Raw genomic sequence first — 10510 nt, 5'->3', positions numbered from 1 at the left:
AGGCCGGATAAGCGCAGCGCCATCCGGCGCAGTCACAATGATTTACCCTTCGAAGAACCAATACCCGCTGTTAACCAGTGCGGCCAGCATGGCAAGGAAGGATGGATCTTCCAGCGCATCCTCAAAATTCTCGGCCGTCAGTACGATATGACTGGCAAGGGCTTCAAGGGCAGGACGATGCGGCGAGTCAATTTTCTCACCATTGGCGTAGATATCGTCGCCGATGCGCAATACACGCAATCCACCCAGACGCACTAATACATCCCCTTGCTTCAGGGCATCGTAGATTTCGTCAGGCTGATACGGCGGCTCTGGCGGGGCAATATCCAGTTCATGACGAGATTGAGAAATAAACTCACCAAACCATTGTTGGAAATGTTCAGGTTGATTAATCAGCCCCAGCATCATTTCGCGCAGCTTGTCCATCTCCTGCGGCAGAACGTCAGCCGGATGATCGCGGGGCGGAAGATCCGGATCGCTGTAATACGTGCTGCCCAGTTCACGCTGCAAAACGTAATCGGCAAATCCGCTAATCAGTTCGCGAGTGTTTGGCGCACGGAAGCCCACCGAATAGTTCATGGCGTTTTCCAGCGCGTAGCCTTCGTGTGGGAACCCTGGCGGAATATACAGAATATCGCCGGGTTCCAGCTCTTCATCAATGATGGCTTCAAACGGGTCGACCTGCAGCAGATCCGGGTGAGGGCAGTGCTGCTTCAACTGTAGTTTTTCGCCCACACGCCAGCGACGACGCCCGGTACCCTGAATAATAAACACATCGTACTGATCCAGATGCGGTCCAACGCCGCCGCCGGGTACGGAGAAGGAGATCATCAGATCGTCAATACGCCAGTCCGGCAGCTCGCGAAACGGACGCATCAGCGCCGCGGTTGGCTCATGCCAGTGATTGACCGCCTGCACCAGTAGCGACCAGTTGTTTTCGCCAAGATGGTCATAGCTTTCGAACGGACCGTGGCTAACCTGCCATTTACCGTCCTGGTGGCTGACGAGTCGGCTGTCGACTTCGCTTTCCATTGCCAGTCCAGCCAGTTCGTCAGGAGAGAGTGGGTCAATAAAGTTGTTAAACCCGCGTTTTAAGACCACCGGGCGTTTTTGCCAGTGGCGTTCCAGAAAATCGGGCCAGTTAAGTGTGAGTTGGTATTCCATAATGAGCATCCGCAGGCTGGTATCTGCAACCGATTATAACGGATACTTAACCTCAAGCGTGAAGTCAGTACATATTTATTACATGCGACGATTACTCGTCTTTCTGCCCCGGCTGCTGGCGACCAAAAATAACTTCCATGCGCGCGCCGCCCAACAGGCTGTCACCTGCAATAATCTGCCCGTCATACTGTTCGGTGATTTCACGCGCTACCGCCAGCCCGACACCTTGTCCTGGTCGTAGCGTATCGACACGTTGTCCGCGGTCAAACACCACTTCGCGTTTGCTATGCGGAATGCCGGGGCCATCATCTTCAACCAGAATATGCAGTTGATCCTCTGATAGTCGCGCTGAAATCTCGACGAACTCCAGACAGTATTTACAGGCGTTATCCAGCACGTTACCCATCACTTCGACAAAATCGTTCTGCTCGCCTACAAAGCTGATTTCAGGTGAGATGTCGAGATTAATGTTAACGCCTTTACGCTGATACACCTTATTCAGCGCCGAAGTAAGTTTATCCAGCAACGGCGCGACCGGATGCAGTTCCCGGCTGAGAAGGGCGCTACTGCCACGCATGCTGGCGCGATGCAGGTAATAGCCTATCTGCTGGGAAATACGACTGATTTGCTCGAGCATGATGGGCTCCGCGTCGCTTACGTTCATTTTTTCGTTACGCATCGAGCGCATCGTACTTTGCAATACGGCCAGCGGTGTCTTCAGGCTATGCGTGAGATCGGTTAACGTGGTGCGGTATTTGTCGTAGCGCTCACGTTCGCTTTTCAACAGCCGGTTGAGGTTGCGGACCAGACTGGTCAGTTCACGCGTGGTGGCGGGATTCAGCATCTCACGATGATGTTCTTCAAGCTCACGAACTTCACGCGCCAGCGATTCAATAGGCCGCAGGCTCCACCAGGCGGCCACCCATAATAGTGGGATGACTAACAACAGATTAGCGACCAGCACATAAATAAACCAGCTCCAGACCATATACGAGCGCTTTAACTCAATAGGAATGGTATCGACAACCACAATGGTCAGTTGTGGCATTCTGGCGGTGGCTGGGTAGACATTTACCGCTACCGAGTGGGTCATTTCAGCGTCGTCGTCGTCTTCTCTGACTTCTTTTAACTGCTGCTGTGCGGAGTGATCTGCACCCAGCAATGTGCTGGTGGCGTCGACATTGGCCTCAATTTCATGAAAACCGTTCGTTTTAAGCCAGTCGGGTTGAATACTCTGGGTCAACCACGGGACGTTGCGCTGCGCCCACAGCAACTTGCCGTTTTCATCATAAATCAGCGACATTGTGGGGCTTTGCATGTCGAGATTTTCGGGCAACTCGACATTAATTTTACCGTTATCCCATTTCGCCAGGGTATAGAACAGATTGCTCTCGCCGCGCAACAGGCGAAACGTGGTTTTATCAAAGCTGACGCTATAACCCACCAGGGCAACGATGCCGTAGGCCAGTGAGAGCACCAACACCACGCCAGCGGTTGCCAGTAAAAAACGTAGCCGTAGCGATAACGGGAAAAAATGACGCAATAGTTTATTCATTAGCGCAATTCAAAAAGATATCCCTGGCCACGCACGGTGGTGATGACGTCGTCAGGATATTGCGCCTGTATTTTTTTGCGCAGACGTCCCATCAGAACATCAATAGTATGACTTTCACGCAGCTCGGCATCCGGATAAAGCTGCAGCATGAGCGAATCTTTACTGACCACTTTGCCGTTATTGCGGATGAGTGTTTCCATTATGGTGTATTCGAACGCCGTGAGCTTGATAACTTCATCATTGACGGATAACTCGCGGCGAGAGAGGTCCACCTGAAAAGGAGGAAGGGAGATAATCTGCGATGCCAGACCGCTGTTGCGACGCATCAACGCCTGCATGCGCGCAGCCACTTCTTCAATGTGAAACGGTTTTGTGACGTAATCGTCGGCGCCGGCGCTGAGCACTTCCACCTTGTCCTGCCAGCCTTCACGGGCGGTTAATACCAGAATGGGGAGTGAAACATCATTGCTGCGCCAGCGGCGGATCAACGACAAGCCATCTTCATCCGGGAGCCCTAAATCAACGATCGCGATATCCGGCAGATGTTCATTAAGGTAATAGTCTGCTTCCTTAGCATCTTCTGCATCATCCACCTGATGCCCTAAATCCTGTAACTGAACCTTGAGGTGGTGGCGTAATAAAGCATTATCCTCGACAACCAGTACGCGCATCATCGTTACTCCCTATCTGAACGGTATGAATAGTTTAACGCTGATTATGTGTCCGTGGGGATAAACATTTAATAAACCGGGGGAAGGGAGGCTATCACTGGCTAAAAAGCCGGAAGGCGCTGACGCTTATCCGGCTTCAATATAACATCAACTGGAGGCCGGAACTGACGAAACCGCCGTCCGGCACAAACCAGATTACTTCAGTTCATCAACCATGGTGATGGCGCGACCAATATAGTTGGCTGGTGTCATCGCTTTCAGGCGAGTTTTCTCGTCTTCCGGCAGGGCCAGGCCATCGATAAACTGTTTCATACCTTCGGCGTCAACGCGTTTACCGCGCGTCAGCTCTTTCAGCTTCTCGTACGGTTTTTCAATGCCATAGCGACGCATTACGGTCTGAATAGGTTCGGCCAGCACTTCCCAGTTATGGTCCAGTTCATCAAGCAGATGCTCGCGATTGACTTCCAGTTTGCTCACGCCCTTCAGCGTGGACTGATACGCGATCAGCGCATAGCCAATACCGACACCCAGGTTGCGCAGAACGGTAGAGTCCGTCAGGTCGCGCTGCCAGCGGGAAACCGGCAGTTTGCTCGCCAGGTGTTGCAGAACCGCGTTAGACAGACCCAGGTTACCTTCGGAATTTTCGAAATCGATTGGGTTAACCTTGTGCGGCATGGTGGAGGAACCGATCTCACCGGCGATAGTTTTCTGTTTGAAATGGTTCAGCGCCACGTAACCCCAGACATCGCGGTCAAAGTCAATCAGGATAGTGTTGAAACGGGCGATGCAATCAAACAGCTCGGCAATGTAGTCGTGCGGTTCAATCTGCGTGGTGTAAGGGTTCCACTGGATGCCCAGCGACGTAACAAACTCTTCGCTGAACTGATGCCAGTCAACTTCCGGGTAAGCGGCGATGTGGGCGTTATAGTTACCGACGGCGCCGTTGATTTTACCGAGAATTTCGACCTGGTTAAGCTGGCGGTACTGGCGCTCCATACGGTAGGCCACGTTCGCCATTTCTTTGCCCAGCGTGGATGGGGTGGCGGGTTGGCCGTGGGTACGGGAGAGCAGAGGGATATCGCGATACTGTACGGACAGATCTTTCACTGCGTCGATAAGCTTACGCCAGTACGGCAGGACCACTTCGTCGCGAGCGGTTTTCAGCATCAGCGCGTGAGACAGGTTGTTGATGTCTTCTGACGTACACGCGAAGTGAATAAACTCGGAAACGGCATGCAGCTCCGGGATATCAGCCACTTTTTCTTTCAGGAAATACTCAACTGCCTTCACATCATGGTTGGTCGTACGCTCAATGGTTTTGATGCGCGCAGCATCTTCTTCATTGAAGTTAGCGACGATCGCATCAAGGAAACCGATTGCGTCGGCAGCAAAAGCAGGAACTTCCTTGATCGCTGCGTGCGCGGCCAGTTTTTGCAGCCAGCGTACTTCAACCTGTACACGGAATTTCAGCAAACCGTATTCGCTGAAAATCCCGCGCAGCGCGCTGACTTTATCGCCGTAGCGTCCATCGACAGGGGAAACGGCGGTCAGTGAGGATAATTCCATAGATCACAACTCCGGGGTTAAATGAGCAAGAATTTGTTTTGCCTGAGTCGTCAGGCGATTACGAGAAAACATGAGTTGCAGACGGCCTCCACCAACCTGATGCCAGAGCACTGCTGCACGAATGCCAGCCAGTAGCGAAGCGCGTACTTTGGCCTGAACCTGCGGGCTCTGAAGGATGGCAGGAGAACCCGTAACCTGAATACGCGGGCCGAGTGGGCTGATGACGTCAACATAAATGCCGGCCATTGCGCTCATCAGCGTTTCTGACTGCAAATCAAAATGGTCCAACTGGCGCTGCAAGCCGTTGATACGGTCTCCCAGCGTGTCCATAGCGCCTTTGGCAGCTGACAGCTTACGCTCCAGTACCATCAGGCTTAACGTGTAGCGGGTGAGTTCCGCATTTAGCCCCTGACGACTGCTGGCGTTGAGCACGCCGAGCAACGTTTCAAGGCCAAGTCGCAGGTTAGCTTCACTCCCGCCAAAAACCCCCAGCGTAGAGCTGGGGTTCATGTCGATGATACTGTTGAGCGAAACGTGTAACGCATCGGCATCACAATGCCCCTGGTGCGCCAGTTCTTGCACCAGGCGTGCCGACTGGCATATACCTGCCAGGGCGAGGGTGATGTCATAATAGTTCTTTGCCACGTTCACTGCTTCCTTGTATCAAATGTGTAAATAATTAGACCGGCAAAGGCAGGCGTTGTTCGATAATTCCGCCGCCGAGGCAGACTTCGCCATTGTAAAAGACAGCCGACTGACCCGGCGTTACCGCCGCGACAGGTTCGTCGAAAATGACTTCAATACGTTCAGCATCCAGCGCTTTAACGGTGCACGGAATGTCGGTCTGACGATAACGGGTTTTCACCGTGCAGCGCATGGTGCCGGTGAACGGTTCGCGATCGACCCAATGCAGCTGTTGCGCCACCAGACCAACGGACATCAGACGTGGGTGTTCGTGACCCTGAGCGACAACCAGAATGTTGTTCTCAACGTCTTTATCCACCACATACCATGGATCTTCCGTCCCTTCTTTTGTACCGCCAATGCCCAGACCTTTACGTTGGCCCAGAGTGTGGTACATCAGCCCCTGGTGCTGGCCAATCTCTTCACCGTCAACGGTGATGATTTTACCTGGCTGAGCCGGCAGGTAGCGACCAAGAAACTCGCGGAACTTGCGTTCGCCGATGAAACAGATACCGGTGGAGTCTTTTTTCTTGGCCGTAATTAGTCCGAGATCTTCGGCAATTTTACGCACCTGTGGTTTTTCCAGTTCGCCAACCGGGAACAGGCTTTGCGCGATTTGCTCATGGCCGAGCGTGTAGAGGAAATAGCTCTGGTCTTTATTGCCATCGAGCCCTCGCAGCAGGCGGCTTTTTCCGTCGACATCCGCGCGGCGTACGTAGTGACCGGTGGCGATGTAATCGGCACCTAAATCTTCGGCGGCAAACTCAAGGAAGGCTTTAAATTTGATTTCTTTATTGCACAGAATATCCGGGTTCGGCGTACGACCCGCTTTGTACTCTTCCAGGAACAGTTCAAAGACGTTGTCCCAGTATTCTGCAGCAAAGTTAACGGTATGCAGTTCAATGCCGAGTTTGTCGCAAACAGCCTGCGCATCCGCGAGGTCGGCAGCCGCTGTGCAATATTCCTCGCCATCGTCCTCTTCCCAGTTCTTCATGAACAGGCCTTCTACCTGATAACCCTGTTGTTGCAACAACCAGGCTGATACGGAAGAATCGACACCGCCGGACATGCCGACGATCACTTTTTTTGGGCTTTCAGACATAGGAATACTCACGACATTGAACTTCAAGGCGGCATATTCTAGCACGCAGCCCTTTACTTGACACCCTCTGTAAACGGCCAGTTAAATTCGCCGATCGTTGCCAGCGGATAGCGCTCTCCACTCTGGTAACAGAGAATGCTCTCGGCAACCAGCGGCGAACGCAGATTTGGCGCTGAAAGAATCTCTTCTGCGCTGACCCAGCGACAGCAATCTATATCACTGTCATGAGGTTCAGTAGCGCACATATTGGCAAGTTCGATAGAAAACAGAAAACGTAAAAAGGGCGTTTTGTCCGGCGCAATCCATTGATGCATTCGAATGAAGTGCTGCGGTTGTGCGTTGATGCCTGTCTCTTCCCATAGCTCACGAGCGGCGGCCTGCACCAGAGTTTCGTCCGCTTCCAGGTGCCCGGCAGGCTGATTCCACAAAGCTTTGCCGTTGATGGTTTCCTCAACCACTAAAAATTTATCTTCTGCATGCACAATGCAGGCGACCGTGACGTGTGGTTTGAACATACAGCTTCCTTATACAGTTGCATCCCGCCATTCGCCGTTAGCGAGATTTTCCACTGTGTAATCGCCCATGGCATAGCGTATGAGGCGCAGCGTAGGAAACCCAACATGCGCCGTCATCCGACGTACCTGACGGTTGCGGCCTTCATATAAGGTGACTTTTAGCCAACTGGTGGGAATATTCTTCCGTTCACGAATGGGCGGGTTTCTCGGCCACAGCCAGGCAGGTTCTTCTACCATTTGAATTCCTGCGGGCAGTGTAGGGCCATCGTTGAGCGTTACGCCAGTGCGCAGGGCTTCCAGCGCTTCGGGCGTAGGTTCTCCCTCAACCTGAACATAATAAATTTTCCCCGTGCGCTTGCCGGGCTGCGTTAACCGCGCCTGTAATGCGCCATCGTTGGTCAGCACTAAAAGCCCTTCACTGTCCCGATCCAAACGACCCGCAGCATACACGCCTTGCACGGGAATAAAATCTTTTAACGTTTTGCGTCCGGCTTCGTCAGTAAATTGTGGCAAAACATCGTAGGGTTTATTGAACAAAACCACGCGTTTTGGCTGGTTTTCTTTACGCTGTTTAGTGACTTGTCGTGAGCTGAATCGCTTAACTTGGTGATTTCTAAAAGAAGTTTTTTGCATGGTATTTTCAGATTATATCAATTGCCGCATTATAGCCTAAGAACGAGTGTCTTTCATGGCGACGAACAATAGGGTAGTATTGACACGCTCATTACAAATCATTAACAAAAAATTGCTCTAACGCAGTCGTGCAGCAGGACGCCAATGCACATGCAGCGCGATGACAGACGAGCAAACCAGAAGCGCTCGAAGGAGAGGTGAATGGAAAGCAAAGTAGTTGTTCCGGCGGAAGGTAAGAAGATCACCCTGCAAAACGGCAAACTCAACGTTCCTGAAAATCCGATTATCCCGTTCATTGAAGGCGACGGTATCGGCGTTGATGTAACCCCACCGATGATCAAAGTTGTCGATGCTGCTGTCAAGAAAGCCTATAAAGGCGAGCGTAAAATCTCCTGGATGGAAATCTACACCGGCGAGAAATCCACTCAGGTTTATGGTCAGGACGTCTGGCTGCCTGCTGAAACCCTTGATCTAATTCGTGAGTATCGTGTTGCCATCAAAGGCCCTCTGACCACGCCAGTTGGCGGCGGTATTCGCTCTCTGAACGTTGCTCTGCGTCAGGAACTTGACCTGTATGTCTGCCTGCGCCCGGTGCGTTATTACCAGGGGACGCCAAGCCCGGTAAAACACCCTGAACTGACCGACATGGTTATCTTCCGTGAAAACTCCGAAGATATCTATGCGGGTATCGAGTGGAAAGCGGACTCCGCAGACGCTGAGAAAGTGATTAAATTCCTGCGCGAAGAAATGGGCGTGAAGAAAATTCGCTTCCCGGAACATTGCGGCATTGGTATCAAGCCGTGTTCTGAAGAAGGGACTAAGCGTCTGGTTCGTGCGGCGATTGAATACGCCATCGCGAACGATCGCGATTCTGTTACCCTGGTACATAAAGGTAACATCATGAAGTTCACTGAAGGCGCGTTCAAAGACTGGGGTTACCAGTTAGCGCGTGAAGAATTCGGTGGTGAATTGATCGATGGCGGCCCGTGGGTGAAAATCAAGAACCCGAAATCCGGCAAAGAAATCGTGGTTAAGGACGTTATCGCCGATGCATTCCTGCAACAGATCCTGCTGCGCCCTGCTGAGTATGATGTGATTGCGTGTATGAACCTGAACGGCGACTACATCTCTGATGCGCTGGCAGCACAGGTGGGTGGTATTGGTATCGCGCCGGGCGCGAACATCGGTGACGAATGTGCGCTGTTCGAAGCCACTCATGGTACTGCGCCGAAGTACGCAGGCCAGGATAAAGTGAACCCAGGTTCTATCATTCTGTCTGCTGAAATGATGCTGCGCCACATGGGTTGGGTTGAAGCGGCTGACCTGATTGTTAAAGGTATGGAAGGCGCAATCAATGCCAAGACCGTAACTTATGATTTCGAACGTCTGATGGACGGCGCTAAGCTGCTGAAATGTTCAGAGTTTGGTGACGCGATCATCGAAAACATGTAATCCAGATTCTGGGTTGTGTTAAAACGGGAGCCGAGAGGTTCCCGTTTTTTATGCCTGCAACATTGTTTCCCCAAAACGTTTCCCCAAAACCAGGCGTGCTCACCCTGTTTTTACTTCGACAACTGTCCAATCCTTACCCCTGTCGTCGTGATATTTGTCTGTCATTTCTCTTGATTTATGTTCCAATGATTTCTGGATATCAATCCCTTGTGTTTTATATCTTCTTTCTGAAAGTGATTGTTGCTCGTGGTTCGTAGTATATTGAAAGTATTCTTGGTTATTCGGTGCTCTGTATGTCCTATTCCATCGGTGAATTTGCGCGGCTTTGTGGAATAACCGCCACAACGCTGCGCGCCTGGCAACGTCGTTATGGACTTCTCAAACCACAGCGTACGGATGGTGGGCACCGGTTGTATAGCGATGACGATATCCAACAGGCGCTTAAAATTCTCGATTGGGTGAAAAAAGGCGTACCGATAAGCCAGGTTAAACCGTTGCTGTCCCGCCCTGGTGCCCGGCGAACGAATAACTGGCTCGCTCTGCAAGAGAGTATGCTGCAGCGCCTGAACGAAGGGAAAATAGAATCTCTGCGCCAGCTTATTTATGATGCCGGCCGCGAATATCCCCGCCCTGAACTGGTGAGCGAGGTGCTGCGCCCTCTGCGAAGCCAGGTATCAGCTAACGTGCCGGCTATCATGACGCTGCGTGAAATCCTCGATGGTATTATTATTTCTTACACCTCGTTTTGCCTGGAAGGGGATAAGCGTGCGCCGGGCGATAACTACCTGATTACAGGCTGGCATCTTACCGACCCCTGCGAGATCTGGCTTGAAGCGCTTGGTCGCACTGGACAGGGACATCGCATTGATGTGCTTCCTGTACCGCCCGCGATGCTTGCGCCTGAAATTTTCCCCGATCGCAAATGGCTGTTGGTGACGTCCGGCAAACTCACCGTAGCGCGCAAAAAACAGATAGACCTCTGGCAACAGCAGGTCAACTCCCTCGAAGTGATCCCGCTTTAATCCTCTGTCATTACCTTTCTTGTGTGTTGATTGGCCACTACCTTAGTGGCTTACGAATAAATCCTCTCAAAAATACTAAATTTTAATTTGTTGAATTAAATGAATTTATAATTATTTTTTAGTATAAACTTGGACAAATTAAAGTG

Annotated in this window: 10 protein-coding genes and 1 pseudogene; 2 read left to right on the top strand and 9 right to left on the bottom strand. The window is 51.7% G+C overall.

From position 1 onward, the window contains the following. Nucleotides 1-42: 42 nt before the first annotated feature. From roxA to rluE, 8 genes are all read right to left on the bottom strand, one after another. Nucleotides 43-1164 (bottom strand): [50S ribosomal protein L16]-arginine 3-hydroxylase, encoded by a 1122-nt coding sequence (gene roxA, locus FDW97_RS01715; RefSeq protein ID WP_038639870.1) that lies wholly within the window; start codon nt 1162-1164, stop codon nt 43-45. A 91-nt stretch (nt 1165-1255) separates the two neighbouring features. After that, nucleotides 1256-2719 (bottom strand): two-component system sensor histidine kinase PhoQ, encoded by a 1464-nt coding sequence (gene phoQ, locus FDW97_RS01710; RefSeq protein WP_069323350.1) that lies wholly within the window; start codon nt 2717-2719, stop codon nt 1256-1258. Then, nucleotides 2719-3390 carry a two-component system response regulator PhoP gene (gene phoP / locus FDW97_RS01705; protein ID WP_042309337.1) on the bottom strand — a complete coding sequence of 224 codons (672 nt, stop codon included), beginning with the start codon at nt 3388-3390 and terminating at the stop codon, nt 2719-2721. Before phoP ends, phoQ begins: the two co-directional genes overlap by 1 nt. A gap of 195 nt (nt 3391-3585) precedes the next feature. Then, a complete protein-coding gene (purB, locus tag FDW97_RS01700) occupies nt 3586-4956 on the bottom strand; it encodes an adenylosuccinate lyase (RefSeq protein WP_038639900.1) in 1371 nt (456 codons plus the stop codon). Nucleotides 4957-4959: 3 nt separating this feature from the next. After that, entirely contained in the window at nt 4960-5601 is a 642-nt protein-coding gene (hflD, locus tag FDW97_RS01695) for a high frequency lysogenization protein HflD (protein WP_032940122.1), read from the bottom strand. 34 nt (nt 5602-5635) lie between these two features. After that, entirely contained in the window at nt 5636-6742 is a 1107-nt protein-coding gene (mnmA, locus tag FDW97_RS01690; protein WP_003832402.1) for a tRNA 2-thiouridine(34) synthase MnmA, read from the bottom strand. Nucleotides 6743-6795: 53 nt separating this feature from the next. Continuing rightward, nucleotides 6796-7257 carry an NUDIX hydrolase gene (locus tag FDW97_RS01685; RefSeq protein ID WP_038639907.1) on the bottom strand — a complete coding sequence of 154 codons (462 nt, stop codon included), beginning with the start codon at nt 7255-7257 and terminating at the stop codon, nt 6796-6798. Nucleotides 7258-7266: 9 nt separating this feature from the next. Further along, nucleotides 7267-7890, bottom strand: a complete 624-nt coding sequence (rluE, locus tag FDW97_RS01680) for a 23S rRNA pseudouridine(2457) synthase RluE (RefSeq protein WP_137350568.1) — start codon at nt 7888-7890, stop codon at nt 7267-7269. A gap of 201 nt (nt 7891-8091) precedes the next feature. Here rluE and icd point away from each other — a divergent pair, with 201 nt between their 5' ends. Continuing rightward, entirely contained in the window at nt 8092-9342 is a 1251-nt protein-coding gene (icd, locus tag FDW97_RS01675) for an NADP-dependent isocitrate dehydrogenase (RefSeq protein ID WP_038639915.1), read from the top strand. 99 nt (nt 9343-9441) lie between these two features. Here icd and FDW97_RS23560 read toward each other — a convergent pair. Next, a pseudogene (locus FDW97_RS23560) lies at nt 9442-9597 on the bottom strand (integrase); the annotation flags it as partial. Nucleotides 9598-9635: 38 nt separating this feature from the next. Here FDW97_RS23560 and FDW97_RS01665 point away from each other — a divergent pair. Further along, entirely contained in the window at nt 9636-10364 is a 729-nt protein-coding gene (locus FDW97_RS01665) for a MerR family transcriptional regulator (protein WP_121528924.1), read from the top strand. Nucleotides 10365-10510 lie beyond the last annotated feature (146 nt).

It is taken from the genome of Citrobacter sp. wls708, assembly GCF_005281255.1.
In the GTDB taxonomy this organism is placed as follows: domain Bacteria; phylum Pseudomonadota; class Gammaproteobacteria; order Enterobacterales; family Enterobacteriaceae; genus Citrobacter; species Citrobacter werkmanii.
Note: the sequence above shows the minus strand (reverse complement) of the source record. Positions and strands in the feature narration are given on the sequence as shown.